Origin of the sequence: Bacillus sp. FSL M7-0307 (genome assembly GCF_038627835.1) — a bacterium.
Taxonomy (GTDB): Bacteria; Bacillota; Bacilli; order Bacillales; family Bacillaceae; genus Bacillus; species Bacillus altitudinis.
The window spans coordinates 1,921,282-1,938,070 of record NZ_CP152023.1 but is presented as its reverse complement, the minus strand read 5'-3'; the positions used below and the strand labels follow the sequence as shown (position 1 = coordinate 1,938,070).

General features: G+C 40.9%; 13 protein-coding genes and 1 other RNA gene. 10 read left to right on the top strand and 4 right to left on the bottom strand.

Going from position 1 to position 16,789, the window contains the following annotated elements; all coding sequences use genetic code 11:
- Positions 1-9: 9 nt before the first annotated feature.
- The 3 genes from MHI41_RS09705 to odhB all read left to right on the top strand — a co-directional run bounded on the left by MHI41_RS09705 (position 10) and on the right by odhB (position 6,256).
- The gene (locus MHI41_RS09705) at positions 10-1,926 is read left to right on the top strand and encodes a VWA domain-containing protein (protein ID WP_073414609.1); all 1,917 of its coding nucleotides are present in this window, start codon (positions 10-12) and stop codon (positions 1,924-1,926) included.
- A gap of 224 nt (positions 1,927-2,150) precedes the next feature.
- Positions 2,151-4,985: a 2-oxoglutarate dehydrogenase E1 component gene (gene sucA / locus MHI41_RS09700; protein WP_019743271.1), complete on the top strand. Its 2,835-nt coding sequence runs from the start codon at positions 2,151-2,153 to the stop codon at positions 4,983-4,985.
- Between the two features lie 14 nt (positions 4,986-4,999).
- Positions 5,000-6,256 carry a 2-oxoglutarate dehydrogenase complex dihydrolipoyllysine-residue succinyltransferase gene (odhB, locus tag MHI41_RS09695; protein ID WP_007500721.1) on the top strand — a complete coding sequence of 419 codons (1,257 nt, stop codon included), beginning with the start codon at positions 5,000-5,002 and terminating at the stop codon, positions 6,254-6,256.
- A gap of 31 nt (positions 6,257-6,287) precedes the next feature.
- Here odhB and MHI41_RS09690 read toward each other — a convergent pair whose 3' ends face one another.
- The 4 genes from MHI41_RS09690 to MHI41_RS09675 all read right to left on the bottom strand — a co-directional run bounded on the left by MHI41_RS09690 (position 6,288) and on the right by MHI41_RS09675 (position 11,860).
- Positions 6,288-7,238: a bile acid:sodium symporter family protein gene (locus tag MHI41_RS09690; RefSeq protein ID WP_342494161.1), complete on the bottom strand. Its 951-nt coding sequence runs from the start codon at positions 7,236-7,238 to the stop codon at positions 6,288-6,290.
- A 151-nt stretch (positions 7,239-7,389) separates the two neighbouring features.
- Positions 7,390-8,211, bottom strand: coding sequence for a superoxide dismutase (locus MHI41_RS09685; RefSeq protein WP_342494160.1), 822 nt, complete (start codon positions 8,209-8,211; stop codon positions 7,390-7,392).
- Positions 8,204-10,081 carry a prenyltransferase/squalene oxidase repeat-containing protein gene (locus MHI41_RS09680; RefSeq protein ID WP_342494159.1) on the bottom strand — a complete coding sequence of 626 codons (1,878 nt, stop codon included), beginning with the start codon at positions 10,079-10,081 and terminating at the stop codon, positions 8,204-8,206. The genes MHI41_RS09685 and MHI41_RS09680 overlap by 8 nt, the downstream gene beginning before the upstream one ends.
- Positions 10,082-10,375: 294 nt before the next feature.
- Positions 10,376-11,860 carry an aldehyde dehydrogenase family protein gene (locus MHI41_RS09675; protein ID WP_342494158.1) on the bottom strand — a complete coding sequence of 495 codons (1,485 nt, stop codon included), beginning with the start codon at positions 11,858-11,860 and terminating at the stop codon, positions 10,376-10,378.
- 208 nt (positions 11,861-12,068) lie between these two features.
- Here MHI41_RS09675 and MHI41_RS09670 point away from each other — a divergent pair, with 208 nt between their 5' ends.
- The 7 genes from MHI41_RS09670 to recQ all read left to right on the top strand — a co-directional run bounded on the left by MHI41_RS09670 (position 12,069) and on the right by recQ (position 16,740).
- On the top strand, positions 12,069-12,281 hold the full coding sequence (locus MHI41_RS09670; protein WP_017367443.1) for a DUF6501 family protein: 213 nt from the start codon (positions 12,069-12,071) through the stop codon (positions 12,279-12,281).
- A 49-nt stretch (positions 12,282-12,330) separates the two neighbouring features.
- Positions 12,331-12,468, top strand: a complete 138-nt coding sequence (locus MHI41_RS09665) for a YozQ family protein (protein WP_017359491.1) — start codon at positions 12,331-12,333, stop codon at positions 12,466-12,468.
- A gap of 276 nt (positions 12,469-12,744) precedes the next feature.
- Positions 12,745-13,086, top strand: coding sequence for a PH domain-containing protein (locus tag MHI41_RS09660; RefSeq protein ID WP_008346505.1), 342 nt, complete (start codon positions 12,745-12,747; stop codon positions 13,084-13,086).
- A 178-nt stretch (positions 13,087-13,264) separates the two neighbouring features.
- The gene (locus tag MHI41_RS09655; protein WP_342494157.1) at positions 13,265-13,912 is read left to right on the top strand and encodes an SDR family oxidoreductase; all 648 of its coding nucleotides are present in this window, start codon (positions 13,265-13,267) and stop codon (positions 13,910-13,912) included.
- A gap of 91 nt (positions 13,913-14,003) precedes the next feature.
- Positions 14,004-14,504 carry a TraR/DksA C4-type zinc finger protein gene (locus MHI41_RS09650; protein WP_057079424.1) on the top strand — a complete coding sequence of 167 codons (501 nt, stop codon included), beginning with the start codon at positions 14,004-14,006 and terminating at the stop codon, positions 14,502-14,504.
- Positions 14,505-14,637: 133 nt separating this feature from the next.
- Positions 14,638-14,823, top strand: a non-coding RNA gene (ssrS, locus tag MHI41_RS09645) — 6S RNA.
- A 135-nt stretch (positions 14,824-14,958) separates the two neighbouring features.
- Positions 14,959-16,740, top strand: coding sequence for a DNA helicase RecQ (gene recQ, locus MHI41_RS09640; protein ID WP_135227098.1), 1,782 nt, complete (start codon positions 14,959-14,961; stop codon positions 16,738-16,740).
- Positions 16,741-16,789 lie beyond the last annotated feature (49 nt).

Below are 16,789 nucleotides of genomic sequence, written 5' to 3'. Positions count from 1 at the left end.
TTCTGACTTTTGAAATTCATCAAATTTAATGACAGCAGAATCGATTCATTTCTATTTATGGAATTAACGGATTTAGCCAAAACACTTGCCAAAAGTGATGATGTGGAGCTTGAATACGGTGTTCAATCGTACTATGAACCGTTTGAAAAGAAAATTTTCATCAGCCATTTTTGGGATGATCGTCATCAAGAGGATATGATGGCAGGCCTAAAAAGTGATGTGTTTCTGCGAGCAGTAGGGACAGTGTATAGCGATCTTACAGTATTTGAAGACATCATTCGCTATGCCCACACATTATCCATTCCTGATGTGTGCAAACAATTGTTTATGCTGTTTGAAGATATCCGGATTGAAGAGCGGATTAAACGTGACCGCCCAGGAACAAAAAAGGTATTTAAACGGAGAAGAGAGCTTTACAGACGTCACTTTAAAACACAATTAACGATTAACCAAGAGCGCAGTATTTTAACAGATGCACTCTTTTGTGCGATATACGTGAAGCTGACAGCCGAATCTCCGCTTGAAGAAATTCCACCCCTTCATGAGCGGATAGATCCAATGATTCCGTTTATTGAGTCAAGTCTTGAACGTGTATATGACGCACGCTCGACATCTGATATCGCCATCATTGTGAAGGAATTGACAGAAGGCTTCGATGAGCTCCTTGAAAAGGATATGCTGAACACATACTTTTTCTTCCCAGAATTGGACTATGAAAAAGCGGCAAAAGAACCGCTTTTCCATGACCTCAAAAGAAAGCCTAAATTAAGTGAGGATATAAAAGTCGATCGGGAAAAAGAGGGGGATGAAGACATCCATAATGAATATATGGAAGTATGGCATAGAGAAACAGAAGCACCATCTAAAAGTTTCCTTCAATTTGATTTAGAACACGGTGGTAAAAGCGATCTCGGCAAAGATGCGGCAAGAGAAGGTGACGATGGAGATCAGGCGCTTGGAACGGTTCAAGGTTCAGCCAAACAAACCCATCGAAAAGACTATTCAAAGCTTGAAGCACTAGAAGAGGCAGAAGGAGAAGAAAGCGGGGCAGATGCGCATGAGAATGGAAAAGAAAACAAATATGCATTTCCAGTCATGATTTCACCAGAACCTCCTGCACCAGAGCAAATAGATGTGTACAAGCAGCACGCAAAGGCAATCGAGCCTTATCAGAAACGCTTAAAACAAATGATTCAAAAAACACTTGAGCATAAAAAATCATGGCCAAAAACAGATCTTCATGCAGGACGTCTCAGCAAAAAGCTTATTCGTTATTTTACAGAGTCCAATCCTCGACTATTTTATAAAAAACAAGCGCCATCTTCTCAAATTGATGCTGTGTTCACTTTATTAGTTGACTGCTCTGCGAGTATGTTTGACAAGATGGATGAGACAAAAAAAGGGATTGTTCTGTTTCATGAAGCATTAAAATCAGTTCAGGTACCTCATCAAATTGTAGGGTTCTGGGAAGATACAAATGACGCAACTGAAACAAGTCAACCGAACTACTTTAACACCGTCGTATCGTTCAAAGATTCCTTATTTGACGCAGGACCATCCATTATGTCACTTGAGCCAGAAGAGGATAACCGGGATGGGTATGCGATTCGCCAAATGACAAAAATGATTTTAAAACGAAGAGAAGAGCAAAAATTCCTCATTGTTTTCTCAGACGGAGAGCCGGCTGCATTCAGCTACGAACAAAATGGGATCGTGGATACACATGAAGCGGTTCTCGAAGCGAGAAAAAAGGGAATTGAAGTAATCAATGTGTTTTTATCCAATTCTCCGATTGAAGAGGCGCAGATGAAAACGATCCAAGATATGTATGGCAAGTTCAGCATTTTTGTACCGGATGTCGATACATTGCCAGATGTGCTCTATCCATTACTCAAGAAATTGCTGCATAAAAGCATTGGGGCATAAGGTTTTGCCCCTTTCTTTAAAATATTTTTCGGAATGATTTAAATTTTTTGTTTTTCTTTGAATTTTTTATCTTTAATTGAACAAAGAATGTAGAAAGTAATCCGAAACAGTGGTAGAATATGATTGGAAGCGTTTTATTACATAAATTTGGTCATTGTGTTCTGGAAGTTATATCGAGATAGTGTTCAATCACTTGATGATCAAAGTTGGGGGTAGTGTTCAAAATGTTTCAAAATGATGTGAAACAACCGTTGAGTTGGGAAGAATTTCATGGTCCGAACCTCGGCTACGTGCTCGAGCTCTACGATCAATATGTCCAGGATCCTACTAGTGTTGATGAAGACATAAGAGGCATATTTGATGAACTTGGTGCACCACCGAGTGAAATGAAGGAGGAAATTGGGAAAAAAGAAAATAGCGTAGTTACTTCTGAACAAATCCAAAAGATAGCATCAGTCGTTAAACTGGCAGAAGACATCAGAACGTATGGCCATTTAAATGCTTCCGTCAATCCTCTTCGCAAAGAAAAGGAATTACAAGAGCTGTTTCCATTAAAGGAATACGGTTTAACTGAAGAAGACGTTAAGAATATTCCAATATCAATTATTAGTCCAGATGCACCTAAACACATTTCAAACGGCATAGAAGCCATTAACCATTTGAGAAATACGTATAAGCGTACCATTTCATTTGAGTTTGATCATGTACATGACTTCGAAGAGCGCAACTGGCTCTCTAAATCTATTGAGTCTGGCGAATTATTTAAGAAAAAACCAGCAGATAAACTAGTTTCTGTACTCAAAAGATTAACAGAAGTCGAGCAATTTGAGCAGTTCCTTCATAAAACATTTGTTGGACAAAAGCGTTTTTCTATTGAAGGATTAGACGCACTTGTTCCAGTACTTGATGAAATTATATCCGAGTCTGTTACACAAGGGACTTCAAATATTAACATTGGAATGGCACATAGAGGCCGTTTAAATGTATTAGCACATGTGTTAGGAAAGCCATATGAGATCATTTTCTCAGAATTCCAGCATGCGCCTAATAAAGAGCTTGTACCATCAGAAGGCTCTATCGGCATCAGCTACGGATGGACAGGGGATGTAAAATACCATCTCGGTGCTGACCGCCAAATCAAAGATGAAGATACAAAGAGTGCAAGAGTCACACTTGCCAATAACCCAAGTCACTTGGAATTTATTGACCCGATTATTGAAGGAAGCACTCGTGCTGCTCAAGAATCGCGTACTCAAAAAGGCTATCCAGTTCAAGACGTTGAAAAAGCGTTAGCCATCTTAATTCATGGGGATGCTGCATTTCCTGGAGAGGGAATTGTCGCAGAAACATTAAATTTAAGTCAATTAGTCGGCTATCAAGTGGGGGGAACGATCCATATCATTGCCAACAATATGATTGGGTTTACCACAGAAAGCAATGAATCTCGTTCAACGAAATACGCTAGTGACCTTGCAAAAGGTTTCGAGATTCCAATTGTTCACGTCAATGCAGACGATCCAGAAGCTTGTTTAGCAGCTGTTCAGCTGGCGGTAGAATACCGTAAACGGTTTAAAAAGGATTTCTTAATTGACTTGATTGGCTACCGCAGATATGGCCATAACGAAATGGATGAGCCTTCTACTACTCAGCCAATGCTGTACGATGCGGTCAGAAAGCACAAAACGGTCAAGAATATCTTCGCAGATAAGCTTGTCACTGAGGGCCTTCTGTCAAAAGAACAAAGAGAAGAAATTGAGCAGGCTGTCACGGCAAAAATTGAAGAAGCTTATAAAAAAGTACCTTCAAAGAAAGAACATACGATTCAAGAAATCGAACTGCCAGAGCCTGTATCTAACGGCTTCCCTGCAGTTGATACATCTGTAGAGTTTGATGTATTAAGAAAGCTGAATGAAGAATTAATTAGCTGGCCGAAAGACTTCCAAGTATTCGGTAAGCTAAAGCGGATCCTTGAAAAACGTGCAAAAGTGTTTACAGATGATCGCAAAGTGGAATGGTCACTTGGTGAAGCACTGGCATTTGCATCTATATTAAAAGACGGTACGCCGATTCGAATGACCGGACAGGATTCTGAGCGAGGCACATTTGCTCAAAGAAACCTTGTTCTTCACGACAGTCAAACGGGTGATGAATTCATTGCTCTTCATGAACTGAGTGATGCAAATGCATCATTTACAGTCCATAATAGTCCACTGTCAGAAGGCTCTGTCATCGGGTTTGAATATGGTTATAATGTCTATTCTCCTGAAACATTAGTGATTTGGGAAGCTCAATTTGGAGACTTCGCAAATGCGGCTCAAGTGTATTTTGATCAATTTATTTCAGCAGGCCGCGCCAAGTGGGGACAAAAGTCAGGGCTTGTGATGCTCTTGCCACATGGATATGAAGGACAAGGTCCAGAACATTCTAGTGGAAGAACAGAGCGTTTCTTGCAATCAGCTGCTGAGAATAACTGGACAGTTGCGAACCTGACAAGTGCAGCTCAATACTTCCATATTCTTAGAAGACAGGCGAAAATGTTGCTTCGTGAAGAGATTCGTCCTCTTGTCATCATGACACCGAAGAGTCTGCTTCGTAACCCGAACACATTATCCGAAGTCCAAGAACTAACAGATGGACAGTTCCGTCCAGTTCTTGAACAGCCGGGCCTTGTGCATGATCATGAAAAAGTAACACGCCTTGTGCTATCGAGCGGGAAGGTATCGATCGATATTAGTGATCGTTTTACTCAAATGGAAGACCCAAAAGATTGGCTTCATATTGCGAGAGTGGAACAATTATATCCATTCCCAGCCAAAGATATTAAAGCTATTTTATCAAAACTGACGAACTTAGAAGAAATCGTATGGGTGCAAGAAGAACCGCAAAATATGGGTGCTTGGGGATATATTGAGCCATATTTACGTGAAATTGCATCTGAAAAAGTGAAAGTACGTTACATCGGCCGCAGAAGACGTTCAAGTACGGCTGAGGGTGATCCAACTGTTCATAAAAAAGAACAAGAACGAATTGTATCTGATAGCTTGACTCGCAAAAACTAAGGGGGAAATGAAAAATGGCGGAAATTAAAGTACCTGAACTAGCGGAATCAATCTCGGAAGGAACAATTGCTCAATGGCTAAAACAGCCGGGCGATTATGTTGAGCAGGGGGAATACCTGTTAGAACTTGAAACAGATAAAGTCAATGTCGAATTGACAGCTGAAGAATCTGGTGTTCTAAAAGAAGTACTGAAAGATTCTGGTGACACTGTCCAAGTTGGAGAAGTCATCGGAACGATTGCAGCAGGTGAAGCTGGCGGAAGCGAGTCCGCAGCTCCAGCACCTGAGCAAGATTCTGCACCAGCTTCGAAAGAAGAACCAGCAGCTGAACAAAAAGAAGAGGCAGCAAAAGAAGAGCCGAAATCTGGTAATGGCAGAACGATCGCTTCTCCAGCAGCTAGAAAACTAGCAAGAGAGAAGGGGTTAGACTTATCTGAGATTCCAACCGCAGATCCGCTGGGCAGGGTACGAAAGCAGGATGTAGCTTCTTACCAAAAGAATGAAGCTCCTGCAAGTGCACCGAAAGCCGCGCCAAAAGCAAATGCTGCGGTGCAAAATGATCAAGCAGGGAAACCAGTTGAGCGTGAAAAAATGTCACGCCGCAGACAAACCATTGCAAAACGTTTAGTTGAAGTTCAACAAACGGCAGCCATGCTGACAACATTTAATGAAGTCGATATGACAGCTGTAATGGATCTAAGAAAGCGTCGCAAAGATGCCTTCCTTGAACAAAACGATGTGAAACTGGGCTTCATGTCCTTCTTCACAAAAGCAGTGGTAGCAGCACTTAAAAAATATCCACTTCTCAACGCAGAAATTCAAGGTGATGAGCTTGTCATTAAAAAATTCTATGACATTGGTATCGCTGTAGCCGCCAATGAAGGGCTTGTGGTACCAGTTGTCCGTGATGCAGACAGACTATCATTTGCTGGAATTGAAAAAGAAATCGGTCATCTTGCGAAAAAAGCAAGAGATAACAAATTATCGCTCAATGAATTACAAGGTGGATCATTCACGATCACAAACGGAGGAACATTTGGTTCTCTGCTTTCAACACCAATTTTAAACAGTCCTCAAGTTGGAATTTTAGGTATGCATAAAATTCAGCTTCGTCCTGTTGCAATTGATGAAGAACGCTTTGAAAACCGTCCAATGATGTATTTAGCTCTTTCATACGACCACCGTATTGTCGATGGTAAAGAAGCTGTTGGGTTCCTTGTCACGATTAAAAATCTACTTGAAGATCCTGAACAGCTATTGCTTGAAGGATAATCGAAGGAAAAAGCTAGTACCGATGAAGGTACTAGCTTTTTTTGTCTTTATTTTCTGGGTAGCCTCTTTTTGACCAAAATGTTGCCAGCCAAGAGCCAGATAAATTATGCCATACGCTAAAAATGGCACTGGGGACGGCGGCAAGTGGAGAAAAATGTGCTGTTGCAAGAGCTGCGCCAAGTCCAGAGTTTTGCATCCCTACTTCTATTGAAATCGCTCGTTGAGAAGGAATGTCCATTTTACACCATTTTGCAATGAGGTAACCCAATAATAGACCAAGAGCATTATGTAAAACAACAACGGCAAAAATAAGCAGTCCAGATTGCAGAATCTGTTCTTTATTTGCGCTGACAACAGCTGCAATGATGGCGACAATGCCAGCAACAGATACAAGTGGGAGTGCTTGTACAGCATACGTCACTTGTTTTTTAAAAAACAATTTGACGATGACGCCTAAAATAATCGGAATTAAGACAACTTGGACAATCGACAAAAACAAAGCACCCGGTGATACAGATAACCAAGATTTTGCAAAAATATAAATAAAAACAGGGGTCAAAATGGGAGCAAGTAGGGTCGAGATCGTTGTCACGGCAACGGATAAGGCCGTATTTCCTTTCGCCAAAAAGGTCATTACATTGGATGCAGTCCCGCCTGGACAGCAGCCAACGAGAATGACACCAACAGCGATTTCAGAAGGCAAATGTAACCCATAGGCCAATAAAAATGCAATGAGTGGCATCAGTGTATACTGCGCTAAAACCCCGATCAATACATAAAGAGGCTTTCTAAAAAGCTCTTTAAAATCTTCAGAAGACAGCGTCAGCCCCATGCCAAACATAATAATGCCAAGTAAAAAAGGGATATAAGGTCCAATCAAAGAAAATGCCGCCGGAAAAGCAAAGCCTAAACAAGCAAAGACAATGACCCAGATGGCAAATGTTCTTCCTGCAAAATGACTAATGCGTAAAAGGATGTTCATACTATCTTTCAACTCTCTTTCTTTTCATATCTTTTCTATTTTAAATGAATTTTCTGAAAAAACAACCTATGATTTTGCATCAGGTTCTTATAATATTATTATGTAAACTAATAAAAACCCACATAGTAAATGAACTATGTGGAGTATGCGATCAAAAAGGTGTCCATTTCACTTGTTGAGCCTGTTTTAGTCTTGCTTCTGGCTCACGCCAGTCAACGACATTCCACCACCGGTCTACATATTGCGCCTTTTCATTTCGATATTGGAGGTAATAGGCATGCTCCCACACATCAAGAGCAAGAAGGGGGATGATATCCCATTGTGAGAGGAACTGATGGCGCTCTGCTTGTAAAATGTCTAAACGCTGAGATCGCGGGGACCATACAAGGATCGCCCATCCGACACCTTCTACTTGTTTGGCAGCAGCTGAAAAATGTGACTTGAACGCTTCATAGCTACCAAATGATTGATCAATGAGACGAAGCATTTGACCAGTAGGTTTTCTTTTTCCTGAAGGACTCATTGAAAACCAAAAGATACAATGTAAATAATGTCCTGCCCCATGAAAGGCAAGCTCACGTTCCCAATGCTTGATCATCGTAAAGTCATTGGTTCTTCTTGCTTTTTTTAGCGCAAGTTCAGCTTGATTTAGCCCATCAACATAAGTTTGATGATGCTTTTGATGGTGCAAGTACATAATTTCTTTTGAAATATAAGGTTCCAGCGCGTCATACCGATAAGGCAGTGGTGGTAACTGATGATTTCCAACTGCTACATCGCGCACTTCTTCGTGTGGCTGCATGTCTTCTGCAATCCTTTCGGCTAGTTCGTACCATTCTTGTTCACTCGAATGGTCATCCTCCATTTTGAGTCGTAAATGTTCCACTTTTCGATGAATTTTATCATCTTGCCACACATGTTGAATCGTGCTAAGCCACTCTTTGAGCTGTGAGCGATATTCTTCTTTATTCATGTATACGCCTCATTTCCTCTAAAAATGTAGAACAAGCCATCATCGGAAACACAAATGGGTAGCTATGATAGGTGATGTAAAATTGTTTTGGTAGTCCAATGCCGACTGGATAGTACATGGCTTCTTCAGTATGGTGATGGTTCACTAAAAAGGAGACAGCTTTCAAAATGGCTGCGTTATTTGCTTTCTCATATTGGAGGAGCGCCTCTGTCGCCCATGCGGTTTGAACCACTGTGCCAAAGGGAAGCGGGACATAGGTTTTCAGTTCTGCACTTTTACACGATTCTCCGAAACTGCCATCTTCAAGCTGAATCTGCTTTAGGAAACGGCACGCTTTTTGCACAGCAGGGTGTGAGGAGGGGATGCCGGCCGCTTTCAGTCCTGTTAACGCTGCCCAAGTTCCATAAATATAACAAACACCCCATCTGCCAAACCATGATCCGTTTTTCTCCTGGTGGTCAATGAGCCATTTTACACATCGATCTTTTTGCCTGAGAATCGTGGGTGAAGCAGTATCTTTTTCTTCTAAACCAATCAAATGGAGCACACGGCCAGTAATATCAGGAGTTGACGGGTCAATCGCCGCATCCTCCGCAGATTCAAGCGGAAGGTGACGAAGCAGAAAGTGATCTTGATTTTTTTCGAAAGCAGAAAAGCCGCCATCACGGTTTTGCATGGAGAGAAGCCAGTCATATCCTCGTTTCCACTGAAGTGGAGTGTATTCCTTTGGGATCGCTTTTAACACAATTTGCGTGTCATCACAATCAGGATTATTCGTATTGATATGTGAGAAACCAAAGCCACCAGGAGCAGCATGCCGGTTATGAACTGCCCAATCCGCTTTCTTCATTTGCTGCCGGTCCAGCAAATAGATGAAGGAATTCATGATCATGGGATCTTCTCGTTTTCTTCCTGATTTTTGAGAAGCGTAACTGACAAGCGCTGTATCCCACACAGTCGAGGTGGAATTCTCAGCATATATCTTGCCTTGACAGGAGGTGACGAGCTTTTTCATACCCCTGACTGCTTTTTGGATGAGATGATGTCCAGGGGAGTATCCAAGGCTCATGAGGGCATAGACCATAAAGATGGTTGCACTTAAGTAACTGTACAGCGTCCCATCTTTTTCAAGACGGTCAAACATGTATCGCTTTGCCGCTTCATATCCGAAAAAGTCGAGCCGGCTGTCGAGGGCTGTATATGACCGCATATACATGAGGAAGTGATCAGTCGAACGTTCTTCTCTTGCCATAAACCAGTCAAATGGATTTTTAGACATGTTTTCATCAAGATGGGCTAATGATGGAAACGTAGCATGAGAGGTATACCGTTTGTTCAGTGCGATCATCATGGGTACAAAATGAATCCTTGCATAGGCACTAAGGTGGTAGAAGTGCAGCGGAAAAGACGTAGGGATGAGTAAAAGGGAAAGAGGTGCATAGAAGTAGGGCCAAGGGTGCATGCCATTTATGGCAAGCATCCACTTTGTCATAAAATGAACGTTCTTTAGGCCACCTTTTGAGCGAATATATTGTGCTGCTTTTTCCATATGAGGCTCGTCTTTTTGAAATCTGCCAGATGCGAGCATTCCGCAATAACCTTGTACTGTAGCTGTGAGATGTCCCGACTGGTCATGATACAAAGAAAAGGAACCATCTTCATTTTGTTTGGCATGTATTGCTTCGGCCAATTGATGGATCAATTGCTGATCAGGGTCACCAACGGCTTTTAGTAGCATAATGAAAAAAGAATTTGTCATCATAGGTCCTTCAAAGCAGAAAATAAATGCGCCATCTTCTCTTTGTCTGCGTTCTACCTGCATGTGCAGTTCATCGATATATTCGTTGACTCTCGTTTTTAAATCTTGCATTCGGCCATGCTCCTTTCCTTTATCACTATATTCAGGAGTCGGCCTGTCACATGCCAGCACAAAAAAAGCCGATGACATCGTCACCGGCTCAGCGTGTAGACAAACCCTCGCATTCTTTGTCAGTCCTGCGTTCCGGTGCTCACGAATGTCAAATTCGCTCCAGTACTCGTCCTTCCTAGGGCTGCAAAGGTTTTCTATCACGCTGAAAAGAAGACAAAAGGCTAAAATCAAGTTCATTTTAGCCCTTTGTCAACAATCTGAGCCGATGACATCGTCATCGGCTTTCTTAAATGATTAGTCTTGCAGATTAATCCACACGCTTTTGACTTCTGTATAGTTGTTAAGGGCATATGATCCCATTTCTCTGCCAAGACCTGACTGTTTATATCCGCCAAACGGGGAGGCGGCATCAAAGACATTATAGCAGTTGACCCAAATGGTTCCTGCTTCTAGGCGTGCAGCGATATCGTGGGCATGCTTTAAGTTTTCTGTCCAAAGTCCTGCCGCTAACCCATAGTCAGATTGATTGGCACGTTCGACCACTTCATCAATGGAATCGTAAGGAATCGCAGATAGAACTGGGCCGAAAATCTCTTCTTTTGCGATTGTCATTTCATCTTCTACATCTTTAAAGACAGTAGGGGAGACGAAATAGCCTGCTTCATAAGGGCAGTCACCACCGACTACGGCTGTTGCACCTTCTGACTTCCCTTTTTCGATATAACCTAACACACGTTCATGCTGCTCTTTACTCACTAGAGGCCCAATCTGGGTATCATGATGAAGACCAGCTCCTTGTTTTAAGGATGTCGCATATTTAGCCATTTGATCGACAACTTCATCATATTGGCTCCGGTGCACAAAGACCCTTGATCCTGCACAGCACACTTGGCCTTGGTTAAACATCACGCCGTTTAATGCACCTGGAATGGCTTTCTTTAAATCGGCGTCTGGTAAAATAATATTCGGCGATTTTCCGCCAAGCTCTAAAGTAACACGCTTGATGGATTTGGCTGCTTTCTCCATGATCAATTTCCCAACACTTGTTGATCCAGTGAAAGCCAGCTTATTGACATCAGGGTGATCGGTTAATGCTTCACCAGCTGTTTCACCAAATCCAGGAACGATGTTAATCACGCCTTCTGGGAATCCGGCTTTATCCACTAATTCAGCTAAATATAAAGCAGATAGCGGTGTTTGTTCGGCTGGTTTTAAAACGATGGTGCAGCCTGTTGCTAGTGCAGCACCCATTTTCCACATGGCCATGAGTAGCGGGAAGTTCCAAGGAATGATTTGTCCCACAACGCCAACAGGCTCATGGCGGGTATAATTAAAATATCCCTGGCTGACAGGAAGGGTTTGTCCAGTCATTTTTGTGGTCCACCCTGCATAATAGCGCATGTGCTCAATGGCAAGAGGGATATCCGCATTGGTTGTTTCATTAATTGGTTTTCCATTGTCAAGTGTTTCCAGTTGGGCCAGTTCTTCTTGGTGTTCTTCCATTAAATCTGCCAGCTTAAACATCAAGCGGGCACGTTCGGCTGCAGACATAGAACGCCAAGGTCCATGGAAAGCCTTTTTAGCAGCTTTTACTGCCTCATCAATGTCGGCTGCACCTGCTTCATATACATCAATAAGGGTTTCTCCTGTGGCAGGGTTAGGTGTAGAGAATGTTTTGTTATCATAACTTGTGACAAACTGACCGTTAATGTAGAGTTTTTTCGTCCCTTGGAGAAAAGATTCGAGTTTTGAACTGATTTGAAGTGTTGTAGAGCTCATAAATAAACAAACCTCCTTAAAGATATGGGTTGTTCTGCGAGTTCTAGGTGGAAAAAGTGGACATGAAGCAATTTTATACGCACACATATGTAAACGTATACATTTATCATATTACACGACATCTTTGAAAGCAATCGATAACACTCATTGCATTTCACGAAAAATTGGCTACAATAAATGTATAGATGAAAAAAGGAGTTTTTAAATCATGATCCATCAAAACTGGCAAACGGCTGAAACGGTAAAACAAGTAAAATGTGTACATACAAATGCGAAAAAATATATGGTTGACCGGGCATTAACGGTTGGACACACATATGATGTGAAAAATGAAACAGAGGAATTTCTCTTTGTCGTTGATAATACGGGTAAAGTAGGCGGGTATTACAAAGAGTATTTCGAAGACAATTCTGCTGAATGATTTTGAGGGTCATCACTCATACTAAGAAAAACAGTAAAGGGTGATGATGATGAAAAAGCAGCAGCAAGAAGAGCAGAAACATCAAAATGCTTGGCATGACAATGAAGATGCTGATATGGCGATTACGCTTGAGCAGATTTCTGATGTGTATGCCGAAGGAACGATTGATACCCCGAAAGATGAATAGTCATTTAAAACAGTGATTTTACATAATCACTGTTTTTTTATGGTCTCATAACGAATGATTTCTTGAAAAAACTGAAACTTTTTTCCTGCTTTAACAGTCTAAATAAGTAGAGGAAAGAGCATCGGATCAAAAAGAAAAAGTTAAATGAAATTTAATCTATTCGTAATGGAATAACGACGATTTATAGCGTATTCTATAAGTGAGAATAAAACGTACCCACAGAGCCGTGTGGCCGTTTTGTCATAAAGGAATTTGATGCAGGAAGAGGGGGTTTACGTGGGTATTTTTTCTGTCAGTAAACAAAATGATCATAAAAAATTCGAATCCTTATTAATTGAAGGAGAAAGAATTGAGGCTGTTTACAGACTGCGTCACGACCAAATTTGTTTCACCAATAAACGACTGATCTTTGGCGATAACCGCGTATTTTCTAAAAAGAAAGTCAGGGTCTCCTTGCCGTATCGATCAATTGAAAGTTTTGCCATTCAAGAAGCTGGCGTGTTTGATCAGGACACTGGTATGCTGCTTGTTACAAGCTCAAAAGTATTTGAACTCGATTTTTCTAAAGATACAGATTTGAGTGACGTGCAGGCCATTTTAACAAAACATCTTTGCTGATCAACGATGCGATTACATAGATCACATGCACTTTTCTCATTCTTTGTTCTTATTTTTATCTATCGCACATCTCTTGAGCTTTTCCCACTACAGTGGGGAAGGCTTTTTTTCTATTCATGTGTTTGAATCACAACAAAAAAGGATAAAGATGAAACAGATACAGAAAGGAGAATGAACAATGAAAGTATTAGTTGCTGGAGCAAACGGACATACAGGGAGACTTGTCATTCGATATTTAAAAGAAAAAGGACATGAGCCGCTTGCTCTCATTCGAGATGAAAAACAAGCAGATGCGCTAAAAGAACTTGGTGCAGCGCCTGTCATCGGTGATCTTGAAAAGGATGTGACAGATGCTGTGAAGCAAGCAGAAGCTGTCATCTTTGCAGCTGGTTCAGGCTCAAAAACAGGTGCAGATAAAACCATCGCTGTTGATCAAGAGGGGGCAAAACGCCTCGTTGATACAGCCAAAAAAGAAAATATTCAGCATTTTGTGATGCTGAGTTCTTATAATGCTGACGATCCTCATCAAGGAAAAGGACAAGGCAGTATGGAGATTTATTATGAAGCGAAAAGAAAAGCCGATGAACATTTAAAACAGTCTGGTCTTTCTTACACCATTGTGCGGCCAGGAGCACTGCTGCATGAGGAGAAGACAGGGAAAATAGAAGCGTCTGCTCATATTCCAGACGATCGTGACATTGAGATTTCAAGAGAAGATGTAGCCACTGTCTTAGTGGAAAGCTTAACGGAATTCAATGTGAAAAATAAAGCCTTTGACTTAATCAAAGGTGATACACCAGTAGAAGAAGCACTTCGCAATCTTTAAATGAAGAAAGCTGCTGCCAAAGAGGCGGCGGCTTTTTTGATGTTTTCATTTCGCATGGAGCGGGAAGGTAAAAAGAAAGGAGTGATTGACCGTGAGCTTAACGAAAGAGCAAAAAGCTGATTTATATGAAAGACTTATTCAATTAAAAGAAGATGTGAAAGGATCAAAAAAGAAAGAAGAATCCATGCTGGCCGAATCGAATGAGATTTCAAATGGTGTTGGAAACCATATCGCAGATCACGGAAGCATCTATTTAGACCGCATGACCGAACAGACGCTAGATCAAGTCGATGATCAGCTCGAAGGTGAAATTGATGCAGCGCTTAAGCGGATGGAAGACGGAACATATGGAATTTGTGAAAAAACAGGAAAAGACATCCCATATGAACGTTTGAAAGCAGTACCCTATACTCGTTATTCAATTGATGCAAAGAAAAATGAAGAAACCAATCAAGATCCAAATGAATTTGACCGTTCGTTCTCTGAGCAAATGCGTGATTTAACAAATAGAGAAACGATGGATCAAATGCATTCAGATACGTATGAAAGGCTAGAAGAAGAGCAAGATGTTGATGTAGATGAGGAAAAATAACATGATGAGAGGAATTTATGTTTTCTCAACATAATGTTTTTCCCCGTCTACATGGACAAATATCTTGTATACATGAGTATTTTTTTAGAAAAAACATATCTTGAAATTTAATAAACTTTCGTGTAGTATAGTTTAAAGGCTGCGATGCGCGTAATGTTAATTAAGTTTTAACCTTTAAGCTGTAATAGGGAGTTTTATATTGAAGCCGGAATGTCACGCCTCCTTCGAGAGGAAGACAGGAACGTTTCTGCAAACACCCACTTTGAGGAGTGGTGGTTTAAAACTTTCTTACTTAGATTACGGCATCCGCAGCTTTTCCTAGGATGATTCAAGCCATTTTCCATTTTTGGAAAATGGCTTTTTATTTTGCCAAAAATACGATTTTGAACAGACCGAATGTGGATGGACAAATGTATGTTAAAATAGACAAAACAAACGACGGAGAGGGAATTGGATGTTACAACAAGCTGAAGCACTTCTTAAACAATATTATGGCTTTGATGCTTTTAGGCAAGGACAAAAACAAGCCATTGAATCGATTGTGAATAAACGGAAGGATACGGTCTGCATTATGCCGACAGGCGGAGGGAAATCGGTTTGCTACCAGATTCCTGCCCTTATGATGGAAGGAACGACAATCGTTGTATCTCCGCTTATTTCTTTAATGAAAGATCAGGTTGATGCATTAAATGAGATGGGAATACGATCGTCCTTTTTAAATAGTACACTTTCAGCAGGTGAAATGAATACAAGGCTGAAAAAATGTGAACAGGGGGAGTATGATTTGCTTTATATCACCCCTGAACGCTTACAAAATGAACGTTTTTTTCAGCTGCTTGATCGATTGACGATTCCTTTAATGGCTATAGATGAAGCGCACTGTATATCTGAGTGGGGACATGATTTTAGACCGAGCTATCGCTTTATACAAGAATGTGTAAACAAGCTTTCAAAAAGGCCTGTTATTGTAGCATTAACAGCCACTGCTACAAAGAAGGTCCAACAGGATATATGTGAGCAGCTTGGCATGGACGAAGAAGAAACAATCTTTACTGGTTTTGCTAGAGAAAATTTGTCTTTTCAAGTGGTGAAAGGGCAAAACAGCGACCAATTCATCACACAATATATGAAGAAAAACAGTCTTGAGTCAGGCATTATTTATACAGCCACACGAAAAGAAGCAGATCAAATTTATCATCGTCTAAAAAAGCAAAAGATCAAAGCGGGCGTTTATCACGGAGGATTAGATGATGAAGTGAGAGAAGAACAGCAAAATCTTTTTTTAAATGATGATATTCAAGTAATGGTAGCTACATCTGCATTTGGTATGGGGATTAATAAGTCTAATGTACGTTTTGTCATTCATCATCAAATTCCAAGAGATATTGAAAGTTACTACCAAGAAGCAGGACGTGCCGGGAGAGACGGGCTTGAAAGTGAATGCATTTTGCTGTTTTCACCGCAAGGCGTACGCGTGCAGCGCTTTCTCATTGAACAATCAACAGAAGATGAAGTACGGTATCAGCATGAATTGCTCAAGCTGAGACAAATGGTAGACTACTGTCATACGGAACAGTGCCTTCAGCAATTTGTGATGGACTACTTTGACCAATCATCAAGTGCCCCTTGTCAAAAATGCAGCAACTGTCTAGACGAGAGAGAGCGTGAAGACGTCACGAGAGAAGCACAAATGGTTTTGTCGTGTACCGTTAGAATGAACGAACGATTCGGAAAAATGATGATTGCTCAAGTATTAGCCGGCTCTAAAAACAAAAAAGTGCTTGATTTTGGTTTTGACCGGCTTCCTACTTATGCTTTAATGAAACAGCATTCAGCCCAACATATCAGTGATTTCATTGAATTTTTAATTACGGAAGAGTATTTACACATGTCTGAAGGAGCTTTTCCAACACTAAAAGTGACACAAAAAGGAAAGAAAGTGCTAGTGGGGCAGGAGACCGTCTATAAAAAGCAGGCGATAAAGGCAGAGTCTATTCAAGAAAATGATGCATTATTTGAGCAGCTAAGAATGGTCAGAATGAAGTTGGCAAGAGAACAGGGCGTTCCGCCATTTGTTGTCTTTTCTGATCAAACATTGAAGGAAATGTCAGCAGTAGAGCCTAAAACAGAAGAAGAACTTTTAAATATTAAAGGTGTCGGCGCACAAAAAAGAGAGAAATATGGAGATGTTTTTTTAGAAGAAATTCGTTTATTTATAGAAAAAGAGAAAAAATAAAGAGTTTGAAGAAGGAAAATAAATTTTTTTCGTTTCACTTGGACGCGTT

Coding starts and splice junctions, on each gene's coding strand:
- sucA (WP_019743271.1), top strand. CDS start 2,151: ATGTTTCAAAATGATGTGAAACAACCGTTGAGTTGGGAAGAATTTCAT.
- odhB (WP_007500721.1), top strand. CDS start 5,000: ATGGCGGAAATTAAAGTACCTGAACTAGCGGAATCAATCTCGGAAGGA.
- MHI41_RS09690 (WP_342494161.1), bottom strand. CDS start 7,238: ATGAACATCCTTTTACGCATTAGTCATTTTGCAGGAAGAACATTTGCC.
- MHI41_RS09685 (WP_342494160.1), bottom strand. CDS start 8,211: ATGAATAAAGAAGAATATCGCTCACAGCTCAAAGAGTGGCTTAGCACG.
- MHI41_RS09680 (WP_342494159.1), bottom strand. CDS start 10,081: ATGCAAGATTTAAAAACGAGAGTCAACGAATATATCGATGAACTGCAC.
- MHI41_RS09675 (WP_342494158.1), bottom strand. CDS start 11,860: ATGAGCTCTACAACACTTCAAATCAGTTCAAAACTCGAATCTTTTCTC.
- MHI41_RS09670 (WP_017367443.1), top strand. CDS start 12,069: ATGATCCATCAAAACTGGCAAACGGCTGAAACGGTAAAACAAGTAAAA.
- MHI41_RS09665 (WP_017359491.1), top strand. CDS start 12,331: ATGAAAAAGCAGCAGCAAGAAGAGCAGAAACATCAAAATGCTTGGCAT.
- MHI41_RS09655 (WP_342494157.1), top strand. CDS start 13,265: ATGAAAGTATTAGTTGCTGGAGCAAACGGACATACAGGGAGACTTGTC.
- recQ (WP_135227098.1), top strand. CDS start 14,959: ATGTTACAACAAGCTGAAGCACTTCTTAAACAATATTATGGCTTTGAT.